The sequence below is a fragment of the Catenulispora sp. GP43 genome (genome assembly GCF_041260665.1).
Taxonomy (GTDB): Bacteria; Actinomycetota; Actinomycetes; order Streptomycetales; family Catenulisporaceae; genus Catenulispora.
The window spans coordinates 490,161-512,036 of record NZ_JBGCCT010000001.1; the positions used below are offsets into that span (position 1 = coordinate 490,161).

Below are 21,876 nucleotides of genomic sequence, written 5' to 3' on the forward strand. Positions count from 1 at the left end.
CTCCTGAGGCTTGCGCGGGATGTCCTGCGGACGCTAGACCACCGGCGCGTCCGGGGGTGGCGCGGACACTCGCGCGTCACCGGAAGCGGTGAACATCCCAGCCGTTCGGCGGAGCAGCCGGTGCCGGGGCCGCCGGTGGCTCGTTGTGCATCATCGGCGCGCGCCCGTCCGCAGCGTGCGTCCAGCGCCACGCCCGAGGAGTCCTGCGTTGAGTGTCACGCCCCCGGCCCTGCGGCCGCCGGCCCCCCGTCTTCCCGGTCGCCTGATCCGTCCCGGCGGCGATGCGCCCGACCCGGGCGCCCGGCCGTCCCGGCGCCGGCGCCGGTGGCGGCCGCGCACCGAGGCCGGGACGGCCGCGCTGGTCGCGGTCGTCGTCGCGGTGCTGGCGCAGATCCCGCTGCTGACCAACCGGTTCTTCTACCTCTGGGACGACAGCGCCGCCGAGTTCCTGCCGGTGTGGCACCGCATCGGCGCCGATCTGCTGGCCGGGCACTGGAATCCGCTGGTGCCGAGCATGTGGAACGGCGGCAACTTCGCCGCCGAGGCGCTGTTCGGGATCTGGAACCCGGTGGAGCTGCTGGACGCGGTGTTCACCGCGCTGTCCGGGGACCTGCTGATCGCCGCGATCGTGATCAAGACCCAGTTCCTGGTGCTGCTGACGCTGGGCATCTACGCGGTCTGCCGCGAGTACCGCGCGAACCGGGCCGCCGCGGCGGTCGTGGCGGTCGCGCTGCCGTTCTCCGGCTTCACGCTCTACTTCGACGCCGCTTCCTGGATCGCCGGCCTCATGGGCTTCGCCTGGACCGCGCACTTCTGGTGGTCGGCGCGCCGGTACATGCGCGGCCGGCTGAACCCGGTGGTGCCGATCGTCTTCGGGCTGCTGATCGTCACCACCGGCAACCCCTACGGCCTGCTGGGCATGGTGGTGGTGGCCGGCGCGCTGGCCGTGGAGTCGCTGGCGGCGCGCGACCGCCGGGCGATCTGGCGGCTGGCCGGGGTCAGCGCGGTGGCGGCCGCGGCGGCCGCGCTGGTGTTCCTGCCGCTGGTGCTCAGCGCCGCGGTCACCACCCGCTCGCCGGGCTCGGGCATCATGAACACCGGCTTCCTGGTCCCCGGCGTCGGCGACCTGCTGAACCTGTCCGCCCCGGCGTACCTGCCGCACTCGGTGTCCTGGCACATGGCGTTCTGGACGGTGCCGGCCACCTACCTGGCCTGGTTCATCGCCCCGCTGGCGCCGTGGCTGGACTGGCGGCGGGTGCTGCACCGGCCGCGCGCGCTGATCGGTGTGGGCCTGCTGGCGGCGGTGTACCTGGCGATTACGGTCGGCCCGTCGCAGATCTGGCTGTTCCGCTGGCCGCTGCGCGTCATCGAGTACGCATATCTGGGCCTGTGCGTGGTCCTGGCGCTGGCGCTCACCGAGTCGCCGCGCACCGACCTGCCCCGGCGCCGCGCGGCGGCCACCGCGGTGATCATCGTGGTCGGCGGCTACCTGTCGTGGTCGGCGCAGCCCGGCCGGTTCCACACGGTCATCGCCGCGACCGCGCTGGTCGGCGTGCTGTCCTGGCTGATGGTCCGCCGGGTGCGCGCCGGGCGGCCGCTGTCCCGGCTGCTGATCGGCGGGACCGTGGCGGTGCTGGGCTTCCAGGCCGTGGCCTTCCCGGCCAACCAGAACGTCACCGACTGGCACCCGCAGCACGACGTGGCCTCGATGAAGCAGCACTTCGGCACCCTGTACCAGGGCAACACCCTGATGGTCGGGGACCCGCTGACCGAGGCCGACCGGCTGGGCCGGCGCAGCGTCTGGCACGACCTGCCCGGTGGCAGCCTGCTGCAGGTGGCCGGGGTGACGAGCCTGAACAACTACACCGGCGTCTCCTACCGCGCCTACATGCGGCACCTGTGCATGTCCTACTACGGCGGCACCTGCCAGACGCTCTACACCCGGCTGTGGCGCAAGGACTCCGACTCCCCCGCCGAACTCGCCGACCTGCTGCGGCTGCAGACCGTGGTGGTCCAGACCCAGCAGCACGTGCTGGACACGCTGAACCCCCAGGTAGTGCCGGGGAAGAAGCGCGCGAAGCCGCTGACGGTGCCGGCCGGCTGGACCGTGCGCGCGCTGGACGACCACACGCTGGTCCTGAACCGCCGCGCGCCTCTGCCGTGGCCGGACGGACGGGTCTCCTTCACGGCGCCGAGCGCGCACGTCACGGCGGACGACATCGCCCCGGACGGCGTCGGCGAGACCGTGCGCTACACCGGCCAGGGCGAGATCCGGATCGCGGCGCTGCTGTGGCCGGGCTGGCAGGCCACGGTGGACGGCCACACAGTGCGGCTGAAGGGCACCGATGTCGGGATCATCAAGGTCCTGCTCCCGCCGGCGCGCAAGGGCGGCAGCACGCTGCGGCTGAGCTTCCGGCCGCCGGGCTACCGGATCGGGCAGGCGATGGCGCTGTTCGGCCTGGGCCTGGCGGGAGTGATCATCGCGCTCTGGTACCGCGGCAGGCGGCGGCTCCGGACCGGCGGGGCTGGCGGGGCTGGCGGGGCTGGCCGGACCGGCCGGATCGGCCCGCCGCCCGGCGAGTTCAACGGTGGCAGCGAAGTCAGCGAGGTCAGCGAGGTCAGCGAAGTCAAGGAGGCCGGCGAAACCGCCGGGGTCAGCGCGGAAGCCGTTGGCACTTAGGGCAGAAGTAGCTCGACCGGTTCATGAAGGACTCCCGCCTGATCGCCGTCCCGCAGCGCTCGCAGGGTTCTCCCTCGCGGCCGTAGGCGTGCAGCGACCGGGCGAAGTAGCCGCTCTCGCCGTTGACGTTCACGTACAGGCTGTCGAAGGACGTGCCCCCGACGGCGAGCGCGGCGGTCATCACCTCGCGGGCCGCGGCCAGCACCCGGTCGGTGTCCGGGCGGCGCATCTTCGAGGTCGGACGGTCGTAGTGCAGCCGCGCGATCCACAGGGCCTCGTCGGCGTAGATGTTGCCGATGCCGCTGACCCGGGTCTGGTCCAGCAGCGCGCGCTTGAGGCCGGTCTCGCGGCGGCGCAGTTCGCTGTGGAAGTGGTCGACGTCGAAGTCGGGGTCCATGACGTCGCGGGCGATGTGCGCGACGGAGGTCGGGACGAGCAGGCCGTGGCGGTCGTGTTCGAGCTTCTCCAGGGCCATGCCGCCGAACGTGCGCTGGTCGACGAAGCGGAGTTCGGGGCCGCCGTCGGTGAAGGTGAAGCGGATCCGCAGATGCTTCTCGTCCGGGGTGCCCGCGGGCTGGACCAGGAGCTGGCCGCTCATCCCGAGGTGGCCGGTCACCGCTTCGGCGGGAGCGGAGTCGGAGTCGGGCTCGGCGAGCGGGAGCCACAGGAACTTGCCGCGGCGTTCGGCGCTGAGCAGGGTGAGGCCGGTGGTGCGCGCGGCGAAGGCTTCGGGCCCGTCGAGATAGCGGCGGATCGCCCGGGGGTGCAGTACCTCGGCGGTGGCGACGGTACGCCCGACGGCCCAGCGCTCCAGGCCCCGGCGGACGACTTCTACTTCTGGCAGTTCCGGCACGCGCTGAGCGTACCGAAGGCCACCGTCAGGAAGCGTCCGCCGCCGGATCCGGATCGATGTCGTACGGGCCGTGGGTGAGCTTGCGGTCTCCGGCGGCGCCGGGAAGCACGCCCTTGGCGGCCAGCGCCTCCGCATGGGTCTCGCGGATGGTGCGCCAGGCCTCTTCGGCCGCCTGCTGCTCGGCTTCCTTCTTGGAACGGCCCGAGCCGTGACCGTAGACGGTGCCGCCGACGCAGGCGTCGGCCTCGAAGAACTTGTCGTGGTCCGGGCCGGTCTCGGTGACCCGGTAGTCCGGGACGCCGATGCCGGCGACCGCGGTCAGCTCCTGCAGCGAGGTCTTCCAGTCCAGGCCGGCGCCGAGGGTCGCCGAGGTGGCGATCAGCGGGCCGAACAGCCGGCGGACCAGGTCGAAGGCGACCTCGATGCCGTGGTCCAGGTAGACCGAGCCGATCAGGGCCTCCAGGGTGTCGGCCAGGATCGAGGCCTTGTCCCGGCCCCCGGTGGTCTCCTCGCCGCGGCCCAGCTTCACGTAGTCGCCCAGGCGCAGGCCGCGGGCCACCTCGGCCAGGGCCTTGGAGTTGACCACGGCCGAACGCAGCTTGGCGAGCTGCCCCTCGGGCAGCTCGCTGTGCGTGGTGTAGAGCGTGTCGGTGACCACCAGGCCCAGGACCGAGTCGCCCAGGAACTCCAGGCGCTCGTTGGTGGGCAGGCCGCCGTTCTCGTACGCGTACGAGCGGTGGGTCAGGGCCCGGTCGATGAGCCGGGCGTCCACGGGCAGGCCGAGACGGGCGATGAGATCCTCCGGCGGGGCGGAGGCTCCTGTCCCGCCCTTGCCGGACCTGTTCGAAGACGCCACAGCTATCGAGTTTCCGGTGCGGCTCAGACCTCGACGACCTGGCGGCGGTCGTAGGTGCCGCAGTTCTCGCACAGGTGGTGCGGAACCTTGGTCTGGCCGCAGTTGTCGCACGCCACCAGGGTCAGCGGCGCGGCCTTCCACTGGGCACGGCGCGAACGGGTACGGCTGCGGGACTTCTTGCGCTTCGGGACGGCCACGGGCCTACTCCTGGTCTCGGGCGGGCGGGGCGACCGGCGCCGTACCGCTGTTGCTTGCTACTTGGTCCTTCAGGTCCGCCAAGGCCGCCCACCGGGGGTCGGCGGTCTCGTGCGAGTGCTCCGGTTCGTCGTTCAGGTTCGTGCCGCATTCGGGGCACAGACCCTGGCAGTCGTCCCGGCACAACGGTGCCGACGGCAGTGCGAGCACCACCGCGTCGTGCACGACCGGCTCGAGGTCGAGCAGATCGTTGACGAGGAACACCGCGTCCTCGTCGCCTCCCGTGTCTTCACCCGGGAAGAAGTACAGCTCCTGGAACTCCGCCTCGACCTCGAGGTCGAGCGGCTCCAGGCACCGGACGCACTCCCCGGCCACGGCGGCACTGGCAGTACCGGTGGCCAGGACGCCCTCCACGACGGCTTCCAGCCGCACGTCGAGCTCCACGTCCGAACCCGCCGGCACGGCGGCGACCCCGTCCTTGTCCCCGAGGGACTCCGGCGCCGGGACCGTCTCGTGCAGCTTGCGCATCGAGCCGGGGCGCCTGGCGAAGTCTTGGGTGTCCACCACATACGGCGAGCGAGGGTCGGGCTGCGCCGGTGTCTTCGGCGTCGTGCCAGGCATGATCCCTCTATCGTCGTGTGTGGTTGACCTCAAGGCGAAAGGCGTGCGTCAGCCATTCGGCGGTCAGGCAGACAACCACGATAGCCGAGGGCCGGGGTGTCGGCCAAACGCACGGCCCCACCGGGCCCGACCGGTGGGGTTCCCGGCGCCCGCGGCGGGTCCCGACGATCTTCTCAGTAGCTGACCACGATCTCGCCGCCGGTGCCCGGCTGCGGGTCGTCGCTGTCCCCGCCGCCGTTCCCTCCGGTGCCGGTCCCGTCGCCGTTCCCGGTGCCGCCGGTGCCGCCGACGGCGTTGCTGGAGCTGTTGGCCGCGGACCCGCCGGTGGCGTCGCCGCCCGGGGTCACGGTGGCGTCGATCGGCTGCCCCTGCGAGACGCAGCCGCCGTCGCGGCCGCCGAGGCCCGGCAGGCCGCCGTGGCCGCCGTCCTCCTCGCCGACCGCGCCGGCGCTGCCGCCCCAGCCGCCGGCCGCCACGACGTAGTCCGCCAGATCGGAGGTCGCGAAGGCGCTGGCACCCCCGCCGCCGCCCGCGCCGCCCCCGGCGTAGACGTCGGTGGCCCCGTTGCCGCCGCGGCTGAAGATGTCCGGGATCATGCTCGCCCCGCTCCCGCCGTCACCGCCGTGCGGCTCCCGGCCGCTGGTCCGGCCGTTCGCCCCGCCTCCGCCGCCGCCTCCGCCGCTGCCGGGCTCGGCGCCGCCGCCGTTGGAGCCGCCCGCCTGGCCGTCCTGGCCGGCGGCGCCGCCGCCGGTGCCGCCGCCGGGGGTGGCCATGGCCTTGGTGGCGGCCTGGGACGACCCGCGGCCGCCGTTCCCGCCGACCGAGACCGTGAAGACCTGGCCCGGCGTCACCGGGAGCACACACTGGACGATCGCGCCGCCGCCCCCGCCCCCACCGCCCCAGGAGGCTTTGCCGTGCATGATGTTGTCCCCGCCGCCGCCGCCCCCGGCGCCCACCGCCGTGACGGTCAGCTGGGTGACGCCGTCGGGCACGGTGAACGTACCGTCCTCCGTGAAGGTCTGCGATGTGTCGGCCCATGCCGGGGCGGTACCCCCCAGGCATGCGGCGATCAGCGTGGCCGCACCGGCGGCCGTGACCAGACGACGGGTCCGGGCCGGCTTCACATCCTCGCGCACGATGGCTCCCTGGGGTCTTGGAAAAGGTCATGGAACGGGCACTGTCGGCGCTTACTTGACTACTCCAGGCGCCCCGCCGACAAGTCCTTTTACTCCATATGAGTGCTTTGCGAAGCACCTGAAGCGGCACGGCGTGTCGAGTGCGAATAAACGCATTAACAAGAGTACGGATGGGCGCGAATCGGCCTCGAGTCGTCGGAACTCACACCAACGGACACATTTGATGCGTCGCACTCTCAGAATCCGCGCCGCCGTGCTGGCGTTCGCGACAGTACTCTTCGGCGTGCCGCCGGGACCGGCCCGCGCCGACACGTTCGCCGCCACCCCGAACATCGTCCAAGTCGTCGCGCACGCCGACGACACGTTCCTGTTCTTCAACCCGGACCTGCGCAAGGTCTACAACTTCCCGCTCGTCACGGTGTTCCTCACCGCGGGCGCGGCCACCACCGAAGTCGGGCCGGGCAAGCCGTTCTCGAGCACCTGCCTGTACGGCGAGAGCCGCGACAAGGGCGCGCGGGCCGCCGCCGCCGAGATCGCCGGCGTGGCCAACCCCACCTGGACCCGGACCCCGATCACCTTCGCCGGCAAGGTCGTCGAGGAGGACACCCTCGACCAGGCGCCGCAGGTGAAGCTGGTGTTCTTCAAGCTGCACGACGCCGGGGACGCCAACTACGTCAGCGGCGTGAACAAGCAGGGGATCCTGGAGCAGATCTACAACTCCGGCCAGATCACCGGCTGGCACGAGGCCACGATGGGCACGCTGGCGGCCGACGGCGGCTCGGACTGCGAACCGCAGTACGCGAACCAGACGTACACCAAGTCCCAGCTGACCGCCTCGCTGACGGCGCTGTACGCGCACTACAACGCGACCGTCGTCTACGGCATGGACCCGCACCGGTTCGACAGCGACCCGGGGAACACCGACCACCTCGGCTCCGGCGGCTTCACCCTGGACTCGGTCGCGAACTACCACGGCCCGAACAACGGCGGCCACGTCCTGCTGCGCCCCTACCGCGACTACAACATCAGCAACGAGGGCTCCACCCTCAACGGCGGCGACAGCTCGGTGAAGAAGGGCGACTTCCTGAGCTATCTGGGCCCGAACCGCGGCGACATCCCCGGCGTGTACCACGGCTTGTACGACACGTCGCCGGACCCGAACAACACGTTCTACACGCCCTTCTACAGCCGCCAGTACTCGCGGTGGCCGAACGGGAACGTGTGGACGGCGACGGCCGGCGGCAAGCTCACCGCCTTCGCGATCATCAACAGCCAGATCCAGAGCTGGACCGAGAGCTCGCCGGGCGGGGCCTGGACCGGCCCCACGCCGATCCCCGGCAGCGGCGGGATGACCCCGAGGCTGTCGGTGACCGTCGACCCGTCGGGACTGCTGCGGGTGTTCACCACGCGGCTGTCGGACTACGCGGTCATGACGGACGTCCAGACCGCCCCCGGGGTCTGGGGGTCCTGGAAGTCGCTGGGCAACCCCAACTCCGACAACCCGACGCTGGTGGGCGACCCGGCCGCGTTCACCGAGCAGAACGGGAACGTGACCGTGTTCGTCCGCAACCTGGGCACCGGGGTCAGCGGCAAGACCTTGAACGCCGGCGGCACCTGGCCCAGCGCGTGGGCCGATCTGGGCGGCTACCAAGTCCGGGACAACCTGTCGGTGGGCCTGGGCGGCAGCGGCGCCGGCGAGCTGTTCGCCCCGTCCGGACAGGGCATCCTGCACTGGAAGCAGAACGCGGCCAAGCGGTGGGCGATGGACTCCTCGCCGCTGACCCCCGCGGCGACCGGGAAGACCCAGGTCTCCTTCGCCCTGAACGCGGACGGCCGGCCGGAGATCTTCTACGCCGACCCGAACGACCCGGCGGTCGCCACCCAGTGGACGCAGGGCAACGGCACCTGGACGACCAATCCGGGGCTGCTCGGCGGCAGCCCGCCGATGCTGGAGAGCGTCGCCGCCGCGACCGCGGGCGACGGCCGGATCAGCATCGCGATCCGCAACGCCGGCGGCGGGGTCAGCATGGCGTCGCAGTCCGCGGCGAACGCCGGCTTCTCCGGGTCCTGGCCGGACCTGGGGAACGTGATCGTCGGCGCGCCGGCGATGGCGGTGGACTCCGACGGGCGGCTGGTGGTGCTGGCCTTCGAGCTGGACGGGGCGCTGCACGTCGACCGGCAGACGGCGGCCGGGACGGGCAGTCCGTTCGGCGGCTGGCAGCTCGTGGGGACCTGAGCCCGGCGTCCCGATGCTGAACGGCCGCGGCCCGGGGGCCCCGGCTGCGCGGCGCGGCGCGCCGGGGGTGAGGGGGGGCCCGGTCCCGGCCGAGGGCGGGATGGGCGGGGGCACTGTGGATTGGATGGGGCGGGGCGGGGGGGGGGGGGGGGGGGGGTGGGGGGGGCCCGCCCCCCGGGGCGGCCCCGCGCCCCCCCCCCGCCCCCCCCCCCCCCGGGGCCCCCCCCCCCCCGCGGCCGTTGTCCGTGCGAGCCGGTACCGGGCTCAGTGCTGCTGGTACGGGCTCAGTGCTGCTGGTACGGGTCGTCGCGGAACTGCCGGACGTCGATCATCCCGGTGTCGAAGAACCCGGACGCCTCGGGGTGCTGCTGGTGCGACGGCTGCGGGGCGTACTGCTGCTCGTGCTGCGGGTACGCCTGGTACTCGCCGGTGTGGTACTCCGGCTGCTGCTGTTGCTGCTGCTCGTACTGGGTGCCGTAGGGCTGCACCGGGTACGGCACCGAGGCCGGGTCGCTGTAGTTCGCGGCGTAGCCGTTCTCCGTGTCGTAGCCGTAGCCCACCGCGACCTGTGCCGGCTGCTGCTGGTGCTGGTATTCCTGCGGCGGGTAGTCCTGGGAGAAGTCCGGGCGCTGGAAGACGCCGCTCATGTCGGCCGCGGCGAACTCGTGCGAGAGCTCCGGCTCCGGCAGGCCGTACTCGCTCTGGCCGTAGCCGGCGCCCTGCTGGGCGTACGCGGGCTCCGGGTAGGCGGGCTCCTGGTAGCCGGTCTCCTGGTACGCGGGCTCCGGATAGGCCGCTTCCTGGTACGAGGGCTGCTGCTCCTGGTACGCGGGCTCCTGCGGCTGGTACGCGGGCTCCTGCGGCTGGTAGGACGGCTCCTGCTGGTAGCCGTTCTGCTGCGACTCGTAGGCCTCGTCGGTGTACTTCGGGTACTCGCCGGTGTTGTACGTCTCGCGCTGGTAGCCGGTGGGCACCTCGTCGCGCTCGTCGAAGTCGTACTCCGGGCGGGTCGCGGCCTCGACGGCGTCCTGCTCGGCCATGTGCTCGCCGAGCTCGGACATCGGGTCCCGGCCGACCATCTTGGCCCGGCCCCGGCCCACGGCCTGCAGCGTCTTGGTGAGCACCACCTCGAAGTTGGCGAGCTTGTCGTCGACGTAGTTGTCGGCGTCCTCGCGGATCCGGCGGGCCTCCTCCAGGGCGGCGCCGCGGATGCGCTCGGCCTCCCGGCCCATCTCGGTGCCCGAGAGCATGCTGCCCCGCTCGCGCCGGGCCGCCTCGATGTGCTCCGAGGCGTCACGCCGGGCCTGGGCTATCACCTCGTCGCGTTCGGCGACCAGGCGCCGCGATTCGGCGAGTTCCTCTGACACCCCGGCGGCGAGCTCGTGCAGGATCTCCAGGACCTCGGCGCGGTTGATCACGCACGAGGCCGACATCGGGACCGCTTTCGCGGTCTCGACGATCTGCACGAGGTCTCCGACCATCTGCTCCAGGCGGTCGCTTGTGGCCACTTCTCACTCGCTCCTCTAGCGGCCCCGAGGGGCCGCCCCTTCTTGGCGACGGTCGGTCTTCGCGGGGTCTCGCGCGCGAGCCCCTAGCGGCAAAGGCTACGCGGACTTCTTCTTCCGTTCAGCCAGTCGGTCGGTAAGAGCCGAAAGGACCAGGTCGGGGACCAGGCCCGAGACGTCTCCGCCGAGCGAGGCGACTTCCTTCAGCAGCGATGAGGACAGGTAGCTGTACAGCGGGTTGGAGGCCACGAACAAGGTCTCGACCCCGGACAGCCGGTGGTTCATGTGCGACATCTGGAGTTCGTACTCGTAGTCGCTGACCGCCCGCAGCCCCTTCATGATCGCCCGGATCCCGTGCCGCGCGCAGAAGTCGACCAGCAGGCCCTCGAACGGCTCGGCCCGGACGTTCCCATACTCGGCGCTGACCTGCTTGACCAGGTCGATCCGCTCATCGATGGTGAACAGCGACCCGGCCTTGCCGGCGTTCACCCCCACCGCGACGATCACCTCGTCGAACAGCTGCGAGGCGCGGCCGATGATGTCCAGGTGGCCGTTGGTGATCGGGTCGAACGACCCGGGACAGACCACGCGGCGGATGAGGGGCTCGTCCATGGTTACTCCGGCGGATTGAGGGGACCGGTCGTTGGGCCGCCGCGAACGTACCAGACAGCGAAGTTCATGCGGGCCTCCCCGTAGGTCTTGGTCCGCGTGCCCTCATAGCCCGCCGGCCAGGCGAATTCGGCGTCGCGCGCCGAGCGTTCCAGGACCGCCACGGCATCGGGGGCGAGCCAGCCGCCGTCGGCCAGCGCTGTGAGGATGGTCACGACGTCGGCGTCGGCCACCGCATAGGGCGGATCGAGCAGGACCAGGTCGAACGGCGCCTCCTTGGGCACCTCGGCGGCCACGGCGCGCTCGGCCCGGTCGGCGACGACGCGCGCCCCGGGCAGGCCGACCGTCGCGATGTTCTGCGCGATCAGCCGGGTGACCCGCCGGTCGGCCTCGACGAGCAGCACCTTCTCGGCCCCGCGCGAGAGGGCCTCCAGACCCAGCGCGCCGGAGCCGGCGAAGAGATCGAGGACTGACAATCCGGACATGCCGCCGAATTCGGATTCCAGAGCGGAGAACAGGCCTTCACGGGCGCGGTCGCCGGTGGGGCGGGTGCCGTCGCCCGGCGGGACGGCCAGGCGGCGGGCCCGCGCGGCGCCGGCGATGATGCGGGTCATCGGCGGCGGCCCGGGACTGGGACGAGCTCGGGGGTGAGGTCGCGGCTGATCATGTCTTGCCCAAGTATTCCGCGCGCTCGGGGTCCAGCAAGACGGCAATTGTCCGGGCGAGCGCCGGATACGCCGTCAGCTCCGGGTCCGCCTCGACCAGCGGGGCGGCCTCGTCGCGGGCCGCGCGGATGACGTCCTCGTCGTCGATCACGCTCAGCATCCGCAGGGAACTGCGGTAGCCGGACTGCGTGGCGCCCAGGACGTCGCCCTCCTTGCGGATCGCGAGGTCCAGCTTGGACAGCTCGAAGCCGTCCAGGGTCGAGGCCACCGCGGCCAGCCGCTCGCGGGCCGGCGTGCCCTCCGGCGACTCGGTGACCAGCAGGCACAGGCCGGCCCACTGGCCGCGGCCGACGCGCCCGCGCAGCTGGTGCAGCTGCGACACGCCGAAGCGGTCGGCGTCCATCACCACGATCACCGTGGAGTTCGGGACGTTCACGCCGACCTCGATGACCGTCGTGGCGACCAGCACATCCAGTTCGTGCGCGGCGTACGAGCGCATCACCGCGTCCTTGTCGTCCGGCGCCATGCGGCCGTGCAGCATCCCGACGCGCAGCCCCTTCAGCGGCCCCTCGGCCAGCTTCGCCGCGACGTCCACCACGGCCAGCGGCGGCCGCTGCTGCCCGGGGTCGGAGAGCAGTTCGGAGCCGTCGTCCGACACGTCGTCGGCCTCGCCGATGCGGGGGCAGACCACGTAGGCCTGGCGGCCCTGGCCGACCTCTTCGCGGATCCGCTCCCACACGCGCGTGAAGTGCGACGGGTGTTCGTGCGCGGCCACCACGTGGGTGGCGATCGGCGAGCGGCCGGCCGGGAGCTCGGACAGGACCGAGGTCTCCAGGTCGCCGAACACTGTCATGGCGACGGTGCGCGGGATCGGCGTCGCGGTCATGACCAGCACGTGCGGCGGGTCCTCGCCCTTGGCGCGCAGCGCGTCGCGCTGCTCGACGCCGAAGCGGTGCTGCTCGTCGATGACCACCAGGCCGAGGTCGGCGAACTGCACGTGGTCCTGGATCACCGCGTGCGTGCCGATCACGATCCCGGCCGCCCCGGAGGCGGCGTCCAGCAGGTTCGTGCGGCGGTCCTTCGCGTTCTGCGAGCCGGTGAGCAGGGCGACCTTCACCTGCTTGCGGGACGGGTCGAAGGCCGGCGCCTCGTCCTGCGAGAACAGGTCCACCGGCACGTCCGCGCCGGCGCCCAGCATCTGCACGATCGACCGGTGGTGCTGCTGAGCCAGGACCTCGGTCGGGGCCAGCATCACCGCCTGGCCGCCGGCGTCCACCACGGCGAGCATGGCGCGCAGCGCGACCATGGTCTTGCCCGAGCCCACGTCGCCCTGCAGCAGCCGGTGCATCGGGTGCTCGGAGGCCAGGTCCTGCTCGATCTCCACGCCGACCTGGCGCTGGCCGTCGGTCAGGGTGAACGGCAGGGCCGCGTCGAAGGCGTCCAGCAGGCCGCCATCGACCCGGCGGCGGGGCACGGCCGGCAGGGCCTTGAGCGCTTCCCGGCGCTGAGCCAGGACGACCTGCATCGGCAGCGCCTCGTCCCACTTCAGGCGCTTGCGGGCGGTGGCGATCTCCGGCCAGTCGTCGGGGTGGTGGATCCGGCGGAAAGCCTCGGCCAGCGGGAGCAGCCCCTGGCGGGCCCGGACCGGGTGGGGCACCGGGTCGTCCTCGAGGTCGGTGTCGAGCTGATCCAGGACCATCCGGACGCAGCGCGCGATCATCTTCGGCAGCAGGCCGGCGGTGGTGGGGTAGATCGGCGTCAGCTCGCCGGCCCAGCCGTCCACGTCCGTGTCGTCGGCGTCGGCGTCGAACTTCTCGAAGTCCGGGTTCGTCAGCTGGATCCTGCCGTGGTACTCGCCGACCTTGCCGGCGAACATGCCGACCATGCCGGGCTTGAGCGCGTTCGCCGCGCGCGGGTTGAAGAAGGTGATCTCCACCGCGGTGTCGGCGCTGTCGCGCACCTCGACGGTCAGCATCTGACCGCGCCGGGCCGCCATCGGGCGCCGGCTGACCTTGGTGATCTGCGCGACGATCGTGGCCTCGGTGCCCGGCTCCAGCTCGGCGAGCTCGGTCAGCTCGCCGCGCTTGACGTATCTGCGCGGATAATGGCGCAGCAGATCACCGACCGTCGCCAGATCGAGTTTGGTGCGGAGCACCTTGGCGGTGCGGTCTCCCACTGCCTTGTGCAGGGGCTCGTCCAAGTGGATGCCCATGGCTCGGACCTTCCGGAACTACTCGACGCCGATCAGGAGCGGGTAGCCGGTCTGCCCGCCGTCGTACACCACCACGTCCACCACCGGGTGCCGCATCCGCACCCGCTCGGTGACGGCCTCGGGCATGCCCGGCTCCGTGCCGTCCCCGATCACCAAGGTCACCATCTCACCGCCCGCCGACAGCATGCGCTCCAGCACGGCCTCGGCCGCGGCGGCCTGGTCGTCCTCGATCAGCGCGACGTCGTTCTCGACGTGCCCCAGCACCTGGCCGGGCCGGCACACCCCGGCCATCGTCCAGGCCTCGGCGGCGGCCACCTCGATGGCCCCGTACCGGGTGGCCCCGGCCGCCGCGGTCATCGCCACCACGTCGGCGTCGAAGCGCCGGGACGGCTCGTGCACGGCCAGCGCCGCTATGCCCTGCACGGTCACCTTCGCCGGCACCGCGGCGACCCGCATCGCCGGCTGCCCTGCGGACAGCCGCTCGGCCACGGCCGCGGCGACCGCGGTGGTCTCGCTGTCGTTGGGCAGCAGCACCACCTCCGAGGCCCGGGTGGCGGCCACGGCGCGCTCGAAGTCGGCGGCACCGGGCGGCCGGCCGGGCTCGGCCCGCAGCACGTGCGCCCCGGCCTCCTCCAGCAGGGCGGCGATGCCCGCACCGTAGGCCACGGCCACGACGGCCCGGACCGGGCGCAGGGGCGGCGCGGCGGAGGCCGAGACGGCCGGCGGCTCGGCGGACGGCGCGCTCTGCGCCCCCGGGGAATGCTGCGAGGCCAGGTGGGTGATCTGGATGTCCCGGGGCCGGCCGGCGGCGATCCCGGCCTCCAGCGCGAAGCCGGCGTCGTCGACGTGCACGTGGACCCGCCACAGCCCGTCGCCGCCCACCACCACCAGGCTGTCGCCGCCGCCGCGCTCGCAGAAGTCGTCCAGGGCCGCCCGCAGCCCGGCCACCGCCTCGTCGGCGGCCTCCAGGAGGTAGATGACCTCGAACTCCGGCTCCGGGCGGGCCGGCGCGGGGGCCGGCTCCAGCGCGCGCACGGCGGCCAGCCGCCGCTGGCGCAGGGCGCCGCGCGGGTCCAGGCCGCCGGTGTAGGCCGCCAGCGTGTCCAGGATCACCACCAGCCCGAGCCCGCCGGCGTCCACCACGCCGGCCTCGCGCAGCACGTCGAGCTGGTCGGTGGTGCGGCCCAGCGCCTCACGGGCGCCGGCCGCGGTGGCCTGCGCGACGTAGGCCAGGGAGTCGTTCGCGGTGAGCGGGTTCGGCACCGGCGGCCCGGGCGGCACTGCCGACCCGGAGGACACAGACGGCCCGGGGGACACAGGCGACCCGGGGGAAACAGGCGACGCAGGCGGCACCGGCGTTTCCGGCCCGCCGGCCGGGGCCTCGGCCCGCGCCGCCAGCTCGCCGATCGCCACCGCGGCCGCCGACGCCGCCTCGGCGGCCGCGGCCGCCACCGACAGGATCGTCCCGGCGGCCGGCCGGGCGACCGCCTCGTAGGCCAGCTCGGCCGCCGCGGCCAGGCCCGCGGCCAGCGCCGCGCCGTCGACCGCCGAACCGGTGTAGCGGGCCCCCGCCGCGCCGCGCAGCAGCTGGCTGAGGATCACCCCGGAGTTCCCGCGCGCGCCGAGCAGGGCGCCGTGGGCCAGCGCCTGCAGCGCCTCCGGGACCGACGGCGCCGGGCCCGGGGCCGCCATCCGGTCGTCCAGGGCGCGGCACGCGGCCTCGAAGGTGAGGTACATGTTGGTGCCGGTGTCGGAGTCGGCGATGGGGAAGACGTTGAGCGCGTCGATCTCTTCGCGGTGCCGTCCCAGGACCGTCAGGGCCGCTCCGGCCCAGCGGCGCAGCGCCCCGGCGTCGACCGGGGCGGCGGCCGGGCGCGGGGGCGGCGCGACGGGTCCGGGCGCGGTGGGGGGCATGGCGGCCAGGGTACCGCTGCGGCCCGCGGCAGCCGGTGCGCACACCGCCCGAGCCCTGCCTGGGCCCCGCACAGGCACCGGATTGGCGTCACGGCCCGCCAGTCGGCTACTCTGACCAGGTTGCCAGGACGGGCCCAGCCCCCTGGCCATCAGTACCTGCCCGCCGATGACGGCGGGGATCACGCAAGCACGCAGCCGCAGGAAAGCAAGACCACCGGCAGCGTCAACGACTCGGTAGAGGTGAATCGAAGTGGCTGCCAACTGCGACGTGTGCGGCAAGGGGCCGGGCTTCGGCCACAACATCTCGCACTCGCACCGCCGCACCAAGCGGCGCTGGAACCCGAACATCCAGACCGTCCGCGCGGTCGTGAACGGGACTCCGAAGCGCGTCAACGCCTGCACCTCCTGCATCAAGGCGGGCAAGGTCGCGCGCTGAGCGTGTGCGTAAAGCGGTGGTAAAAAGCCGCGTGCTCTAAAGCGTACAGAACCGCAGGTCAGCCCCTCGGGGGCGGGCCTGCGGTTCTGCGTGTTCTTCAAACGGTAAGCCTTCCGACCCGCGACTGTGTCAGTACGGCATGTCACGATGGAATGCATGACCCTTCTCACGGTGGAGGGTGCCCTGGACTACATCTCGGGCATCTGCTTCAAGACCGGCCCGCCGAGCCGGGTCGGCGTGGAACTGGAATGGTTCCCCCGGGACGCACGCCATCCGGAGCACCTGCCGGAGCGTGAACGCCTCATGCGTGCCTTCGCGGACGCGGCGGACCTGCCGTTGTCCGGCACCCTGACGATGGAACCCGGCGGCCAGTGGGAGCTCAGCTCCTCCCCCGCCGACTCGGTCCGTGATCTGATCGCCACCACGGACCGTGATCTGGAACTCCTCCGGCGATCGGCTGCGGAGGCAGGCTTAGCGCTCGTCGGCATGGGCCGCGAGCACGGCCACCCCCCGAGTCGGCTCGTCGACCATCCCCGCTACGTCGCGATGGAGCACTACTTCGATCGCGACAACAGCTCCGGCCGCATCATGATGTGCTCCACCGCCTCGATCCAGGTGAACCTGGACGCCGGCACCGAGCACGACGGTCCGGACGGTTACCGCCGCCGCTGGCGGCTGGCGCACCAGCTCACCCCGGTCCTCACCTTCGCCTTCTGCCGGACCGACAGGCCGGCGGTGTGGGCCGCGATCGACCCCGGGCGCACCGGCGCCCCTCCCCTGGACTCCCCCGACCCGCGTCTGGCGTACGCGCAGTACGCCCTGGACGCGAACCTGTTGTGCGTCCGGCGCCCCGAAGGCGCCCCCTGGACCGCGCCGCCGGGACTCACCTTCCGCGAGTGGATCAAGACCGGCGAGCTGGATCCCGGCGAGGACCGCCCACCGACCCTGGACGACCTCGCCTATCACCTGTCCACCCTCTTCCCGCCGGTACGGCCGCAGGGGCACCTGGAGTTGCGGGTGCTCGACGCGCTGCCCGGCGATCTGTGGCGGGTGCCGACCGCGGTCGTCACCGCCCTGTTCCACGACGCCCAGGCCGCCGAGGACGCCTGGGCCGCCCTCGAACTCACCCCGATCCGGAAAGCCGCCGCGGCCTGCTTCGACGCCGCCCTGTCCGCCCTGGGGCGGATGGACGTGCCGTCGTCGCTTATAGCCGAGGTCGCGCGCTACGCCGAGGAGGACCTCCCATGACAGTGCCCGTAGACGACACCGCGTCGGCCGGCGCGGCCGGCCTGGCCGAGCGCATCGCCCGCAGCCTTGAGCGCGCCCGGGAACGCACGCACGGCCTGACCGGCCCGGTCGAGGACCCCGATCTCATCCGCCAGCACTCCCCGCTGATGTCGCCCCTGGTCTGGGACCTGGCGCACATCGGCAACCAGGAGGAGCTGTGGCTGCTGCGCAACCTCGGCGGCCGCGAGCCCATGCACCCGGAGATCGACCCGCTGTACGACGCCTTCGAGCACCCGCGCGCCGAGCGCCCGACCCTGCCGCTGCTGCCCCCGGACGAGGCCAGACGCTACGTCCACGAGGTGCGCGGCCGGGTGATGGACCTGCTGGAACAGCCCCGCTGGGGAGACGAACAGCTCAGCCGGGGCGGATTCGCCTTCGGCATGATCGCGCAGCACGAGCAGCAGCACGACGAGACCATGCTGATCACCCACCAGATCCGGGCCGGCGAGCCGGTCCTGCACCGTCCCCCGCCGCCGGCCCCGCCGGCCGACGTGCTCGGGCTGCCGGCCGAGGTCTTCGTCCCCGGCGGCCCGTTCACCATGGGCACCTCGACCGAGGCCTGGGCGCTGGACAACGAGCGGCCGGCGCACGAGGTGGACGTCGCCGGGTTCTGGCTCGACACCACGCCGGTCACCAACGGCGCGTACCTGGAGTTCATCGCCGACGGCGGCTACGACGACCCGCGCTGGTGGTCGCCGGCCGGCTGGGCGCACCGGCAGGCAGCCGGCCTGTTCGCCCCGCTCTACTGGTCCCGCGAGGGCGAGCAGTGGCTGCGGCGGCGCTTCGGCGTGGTCGAGCCGGTGCCGGCCGAGGAGCCGGTGGTCCATGTCACCTACTACGAGGCCGAGGCCTACGCGGCGTGGAAGGGCCGGCGGCTGCCGACCGAGGCCGAGTGGGAGAAGGCCGCGCGGTACGACCCGATCAGCGGCCGCTCGCGCCGGTACCCGTGGGGCGACGAGGATCCTCTGCCTCAGCACGCGAATCTCGGCCAGGCGTATTTGCAGCCCTCGGCCGCGGGTTCCTACCCGGACGGCGAGGCGCCCTCCGGGGCGCGGCAGCTGATCGGCGACGTCTGGGAGTGGGTGTCGTCGGACTTCCTGCCCTATCCCGGGTTCGCCGCCTGGCCGTACCGGGAGTACTCGGAGGTCTTCTTCGGCCCGGACTACAAGGTGCTGCGCGGCGGGTCGTTCGCCGTCGACCCGGTGGCCTGCCGGGGCACGTTCCGGAACTGGGACTACCCGATCCGGCGGCAGATCTTCTCCGGGTTCCGGACGGCCCGCGACGGCCGTCCGGAGTCTGAGGGAGCCCTCTGATGTGCCGGCACCTGGCCTATCTGGGGCCGCGCAGATCCTTGCGGGAACTGCTGATCGACCCGCCGCACTCCCTGTTCCGGCAGAGCTGGGAACCGGCGCGGCAGACGCACGGCGTGGTGAACGCCGACGGGTTCGGCGTCGGCTGGTTCGCCGAAGGCGACCCGGTGCCGGCGCGGTACCGCCTGGCCGGCCCGATCTGGGCCGACCCCTCGTTCCCCGACGTGGCGCGGGTGACGCGCAGCGGCGCGGTGCTGGCCGCCGTGCGCGACGCCACGACGGGCTCGGCCACCGGGGCCGAGGCCGCGGCGCCCTACGCCGGCGAGGGCTGGCTGTTCAGCCACAACGGATCGATCGGCGGCTATCCGGGATCGGTGGCCAAGCTCGCCGGGACGCTGCCGGCGGTGGATCTGCTGGAGCTGGAATCGCGGACGGACTCGGCGTTCGTCTGGGCCCTGATCCGGGCCCGGGCGCGCGACGGCGCGGCGATGGACGAGGCGGTCGCCTCGGTCGTCGCGGACGTGGCCGCGCTCGCCGAGTCCCGGCTCAACCTGTTGCTGATGAATGACACGACGATCGTCGCCTCGGTCTACGGCGACTCGCTCAGCGCGCGGACCGGCGACGGCTTCACGGTCGTCGCCTCGGAGCCCGACGACGACTCGGCCGATTGGGCCGACGTCGCGGAGGGGGTCCACCTGTGGAGCGCGCACGGATTGGTGGAGGGACGATGACAGGGATCGAGATCGAGCGGCGGCTGCCGGAGGACTTCTTCGCGGCGGCGCTGCGGGACGACGTCCTCAAAGGCCTGACCGCGGAGCCGAAGTGGCTGCCGCCCAAGTGGTTCTACGACGCGCGCGGCAGCGAGCTGTTCGAGGAGATCACGCGGCTGCCGGAGTACTACCCGACGCGCGCCGAGCGGGAGATCCTCACCGAGCGCGCGGCGCAGATCGCCTCCGTGACGCGCGCCGAGACGCTGGCCGAACTCGGCTCGGGGTCCTCGACGAAGACGACGCTGCTGCTCGACGCCCTGCGGGACGCCGGGACGCTGCGCCGCTACGACCCGATCGACGTCAGCGAGGCGGCGCTGCTGGCCTCGGGCGAGCAGTTGCAGCGGCGCTATCCGGAGCTGACGATCCACGCGGTCGTCACCGACTTCGAGGAGCGGCTGGCGATCCCGGAGTCGGCGGGGCCGCGGCTGGTGGTCTTCCTCGGCGGGACGATCGGCAACCTGCTGCCGGAGGAGCGCTCGGTGTTCCTGGCCCGGCTGCGCGCGGGGCTGCGTCCCGGCGAGTGGCTGCTGCTCGGCACCGACTTGGTGAAGGACCCTGAGACGCTGGTCGCGGCGTACGACGACGCGGCCGGGGTGACGGCCGAGTTCAACAAGAACGTGCTGCGGGTCGTGGACCGGGAGCTGGACGCCGACTTCGATCCGGACGACTTCGACCATGTGGCGCTGTGGGATCCGGCCGCGGAGTGGATCGAGATGCGGCTGCGCGCCCGGCGGGAGCTGTCGGTCCGGCTGAAGGAGCTCGATCTGGGGGTGTCGTTCGAGCGCGGCGAGGAGCTGCGGACGGAGATCTCGGCGAAGTTCCGGCCCGAGGGCGTGGCCCGGGAACTCGGCGCGGCCGGGTTCGCGGTGCGGCACTGGTGGACGGACTCGCTGGGGCGGTTCGGGCTTTCGCTGGCGGAATCCGTCTAGAGCCGTCTGGAGCCATCCAGCCGCGAGGCAGCTTGAGGAAGGTCGTCCGGAGGAACGAGTAGGCAGTTCCCGTCCCTCCGGACGGTCACACGCTATGCCGCGCCGCTTGCGTGGCGATTGCGCGGAGGATGCATCAGTGCAGCCGCACCAGGCGGTCCCAGCCGGCCTTGTCCAGCATCGCCGCGTAGTAGTAGTTCGGGATGGTCCACTTCCCGACGGGCAGGGCGTTCAGGCCGCCGGACTCGTCGTATGCCTTGAGGATCTGGATGGCCTTGGTCAGGCAGTTGTCCACGACCAGGTTGTAGTCCTTGCCGTTGATCCGGTTGACCAGGGCGTTGGCGTCCCGCTGGTCCGAGGCCAGGGTGTCCGTGCAGCGGTAGGTGGTGTAGCCGCCGCCGTCGCGGCTTTTCCGGAAGTCGCTCACCATCTGCGCGAACGAGCCGTGCTTGCGCCAGCCGTTCTGCCGGCCCACGGTCGCGCCGTAGTCCCACTGCCCGTGGTCGGCGGACCAGCGGTACGCCCAGCCGATGTGCCCGGCGTCCGCCGGCTCGCGCGGGGCGTCGAACAGGCACACCCGGCCGTGCGGCTGGCTGCGGGGGTTCACGGGCTGCGCCGACGCGGCGGGCGCCGCGAGCGCCGCGGCGGACACTGTCGCCACCGTGACGACGGCGCACTTCATCCGGGTTCGCAAGACAGACCTCCATCTCTCGGGGGCCGCCGGCGTGGCGCGGCGGTCTCTCCCGGGGATATCGGCCGCGGTGATCGAATACTGAAGCCGGTCCGCGGCCCTCAGGCCTGGTTCGCCACGGCCCGCCAGCGCCACCCGTGGTCCACCGGCCCGATCCCGGCGCCCAGCGGGAAGCCGGCCGCGATGCCGCCGGTGACGTACTCCTTCGCGGCGCGCACCGCGCTCGGCACGTCGTCGCCGAGGGCCAGGCGGGAGGCGATGGCGCTGGCCAGGGTGCAGCCGGTGCCGTGGGTGTGGCGGTTGTCGTGGCGGGGGGCGCGCAGCCAGTGCTCGGCGCCGTCGGGGCCGACGAGGAGGTCCACCGACTCCGGGGCGTCGCTCAGGTGGCCGCCCTTGACCAGGACCCAGCGGGGGCCGAGCTCGGCCAGGGCCCGGGCCGCCTGGACCATGTCGGGCTCGGCGGACACCTCCAGGCCGGTGATGAGGCGGACCTCGTCGAGGTTCGGGGTGACCACCGTGGCACGCGGCAGCAGTTCGCCGCGCAGGGCGTCCAGGGCGTCCGGGGCGAGCAGCGGGTCGCCGTGCTTGGAGACGCTCACCGGGTCGACGACCACCGGGACCGCCGGGTCCAGGGTGCCGATCAGCCGGGCCACCGTCGAGGTGAGCTCGGGCGAGGCCAGCATGCCGGTCTTCACCGCGTCCACGCCGATGTCGTCCACGACCGAGCGGAACTGGCGCTCCACCGCCTCGATCGGCAGGGCCCAGAAGTCCTGGACGCCGACCGAGTTCTGCGCGGTGACCGCCGTCAGCACCGACATGCCGTGCACGCCGTGCGCCAGCATCGTCTTCAGGTCGGCCTGGATGCCCGCGCCGCCGCCGGAGTCGCTTCCGGCGATGGTGAGGACGCGGGGCGGGGCACTGGAAACGCGGGCTGCGGACATGGTGATCAGCATACGAGCCGGCGAGGACGGGGG

General features: G+C 72.7%; 19 protein-coding genes. 7 read left to right on the forward strand and 12 right to left on the reverse strand.

The annotated features are described in order from the left end of the window. Positions 1–208 precede the first annotated feature (208 nt). Positions 209–2,680, forward strand: coding sequence for a hypothetical protein (locus ABH926_RS02155; protein ID WP_370363517.1), 2,472 nt, complete (start codon positions 209–211; stop codon positions 2,678–2,680). Here the strand turns inward: ABH926_RS02155 and mutM are convergent. The 5 genes from mutM to ABH926_RS02180 all read right to left on the reverse strand — a co-directional run bounded on the left by mutM (position 2,655) and on the right by ABH926_RS02180 (position 6,341). After that, the gene (gene mutM / locus ABH926_RS02160; RefSeq protein ID WP_370363518.1) at positions 2,655–3,533 is read right to left on the reverse strand and encodes a bifunctional DNA-formamidopyrimidine glycosylase/DNA-(apurinic or apyrimidinic site) lyase; all 879 of its coding nucleotides are present in this window, start codon (positions 3,531–3,533) and stop codon (positions 2,655–2,657) included. The genes ABH926_RS02155 and mutM overlap by 26 nt on opposite strands. Before the next feature lie 25 nt (positions 3,534–3,558). Continuing rightward, positions 3,559–4,389, reverse strand: coding sequence for a ribonuclease III (gene rnc, locus ABH926_RS02165; protein WP_370363519.1), 831 nt, complete (start codon positions 4,387–4,389; stop codon positions 3,559–3,561). 23 nt (positions 4,390–4,412) lie between these two features. Next, positions 4,413–4,586 (reverse strand): 50S ribosomal protein L32, encoded by a 174-nt coding sequence (rpmF, locus tag ABH926_RS02170; RefSeq protein WP_344670630.1) that lies wholly within the window; start codon positions 4,584–4,586, stop codon positions 4,413–4,415. A gap of 4 nt (positions 4,587–4,590) precedes the next feature. Next, positions 4,591–5,205, reverse strand: coding sequence for a DUF177 domain-containing protein (locus tag ABH926_RS02175; RefSeq protein ID WP_370363520.1), 615 nt, complete (start codon positions 5,203–5,205; stop codon positions 4,591–4,593). Between the two features lie 173 nt (positions 5,206–5,378). Next, positions 5,379–6,341, reverse strand: coding sequence for a hypothetical protein (locus ABH926_RS02180; protein WP_370363521.1), 963 nt, complete (start codon positions 6,339–6,341; stop codon positions 5,379–5,381). 223 nt (positions 6,342–6,564) lie between these two features. Between ABH926_RS02180 and ABH926_RS02185 the strand changes: the two genes are divergently transcribed. Further along, positions 6,565–8,577, forward strand: coding sequence for a hypothetical protein (locus ABH926_RS02185; RefSeq protein WP_370363522.1), 2,013 nt, complete (start codon positions 6,565–6,567; stop codon positions 8,575–8,577). Between the two features lie 284 nt (positions 8,578–8,861). Here ABH926_RS02185 and ABH926_RS02190 read toward each other — a convergent pair whose 3' ends face one another. The 5 genes from ABH926_RS02190 to ABH926_RS02210 form a co-directional block, all read right to left on the reverse strand. Continuing rightward, positions 8,862–10,085 carry a hypothetical protein gene (locus tag ABH926_RS02190; RefSeq protein ID WP_370363524.1) on the reverse strand — a complete coding sequence of 408 codons (1,224 nt, stop codon included), beginning with the start codon at positions 10,083–10,085 and terminating at the stop codon, positions 8,862–8,864. Between the two features lie 96 nt (positions 10,086–10,181). Continuing rightward, entirely contained in the window at positions 10,182–10,679 is a 498-nt protein-coding gene (gene coaD / locus ABH926_RS02195) for a pantetheine-phosphate adenylyltransferase (protein ID WP_370363816.1), read from the reverse strand. Between the two features lie 17 nt (positions 10,680–10,696). Further along, the gene (rsmD, locus tag ABH926_RS02200; protein WP_370363525.1) at positions 10,697–11,305 is read right to left on the reverse strand and encodes a 16S rRNA (guanine(966)-N(2))-methyltransferase RsmD; all 609 of its coding nucleotides are present in this window, start codon (positions 11,303–11,305) and stop codon (positions 10,697–10,699) included. Between the two features lie 49 nt (positions 11,306–11,354). Next, a complete protein-coding gene (recG, locus tag ABH926_RS02205) occupies positions 11,355–13,568 on the reverse strand; it encodes an ATP-dependent DNA helicase RecG (protein ID WP_370363526.1) in 2,214 nt (737 codons plus the stop codon). A gap of 18 nt (positions 13,569–13,586) precedes the next feature. After that, on the reverse strand, positions 13,587–15,482 hold the full coding sequence (locus ABH926_RS02210; RefSeq protein WP_370363527.1) for a DAK2 domain-containing protein: 1,896 nt from the start codon (positions 15,480–15,482) through the stop codon (positions 13,587–13,589). 250 nt (positions 15,483–15,732) lie between these two features. Here ABH926_RS02210 and rpmB point away from each other — a divergent pair, with 250 nt between their 5' ends. The 5 genes from rpmB (at position 15,733) to egtD (ending at position 20,214) form a co-directional block, all read left to right on the forward strand. Beyond that, complete coding sequence (gene rpmB, locus ABH926_RS02215; RefSeq protein WP_194909835.1) at positions 15,733–15,918, forward strand: 50S ribosomal protein L28; 186 nt, start codon at positions 15,733–15,735, stop codon at positions 15,916–15,918. A 156-nt stretch (positions 15,919–16,074) separates the two neighbouring features. Then, a complete protein-coding gene (locus ABH926_RS02220; RefSeq protein ID WP_370363528.1) occupies positions 16,075–17,166 on the forward strand; it encodes a glutamate-cysteine ligase family protein in 1,092 nt (363 codons plus the stop codon). Then, a complete protein-coding gene (egtB, locus tag ABH926_RS02225; protein ID WP_370363529.1) occupies positions 17,163–18,518 on the forward strand; it encodes an ergothioneine biosynthesis protein EgtB in 1,356 nt (451 codons plus the stop codon). Before ABH926_RS02220 ends, egtB begins: the two co-directional genes overlap by 4 nt. Beyond that, positions 18,518–19,246, forward strand: coding sequence for an ergothioneine biosynthesis protein EgtC (egtC, locus tag ABH926_RS02230; RefSeq protein WP_370363530.1), 729 nt, complete (start codon positions 18,518–18,520; stop codon positions 19,244–19,246). Before egtB ends, egtC begins: the two co-directional genes overlap by 1 nt. Beyond that, positions 19,243–20,214 carry an L-histidine N(alpha)-methyltransferase gene (gene egtD / locus ABH926_RS02235; protein ID WP_370363531.1) on the forward strand — a complete coding sequence of 324 codons (972 nt, stop codon included), beginning with the start codon at positions 19,243–19,245 and terminating at the stop codon, positions 20,212–20,214. Before egtC ends, egtD begins: the two co-directional genes overlap by 4 nt. A gap of 133 nt (positions 20,215–20,347) precedes the next feature. Here egtD and ABH926_RS02240 read toward each other — a convergent pair whose 3' ends face one another. Together ABH926_RS02240 and thiD are read right to left on the reverse strand one after the other, a co-directional pair. After that, entirely contained in the window at positions 20,348–20,905 is a 558-nt protein-coding gene (locus ABH926_RS02240) for a hypothetical protein (RefSeq protein ID WP_370363532.1), read from the reverse strand. A gap of 98 nt (positions 20,906–21,003) precedes the next feature. Continuing rightward, positions 21,004–21,843: a bifunctional hydroxymethylpyrimidine kinase/phosphomethylpyrimidine kinase gene (thiD, locus tag ABH926_RS02245; RefSeq protein ID WP_370363533.1), complete on the reverse strand. Its 840-nt coding sequence runs from the start codon at positions 21,841–21,843 to the stop codon at positions 21,004–21,006. Between the last annotated feature and the right edge of the window lie 33 nt (positions 21,844–21,876).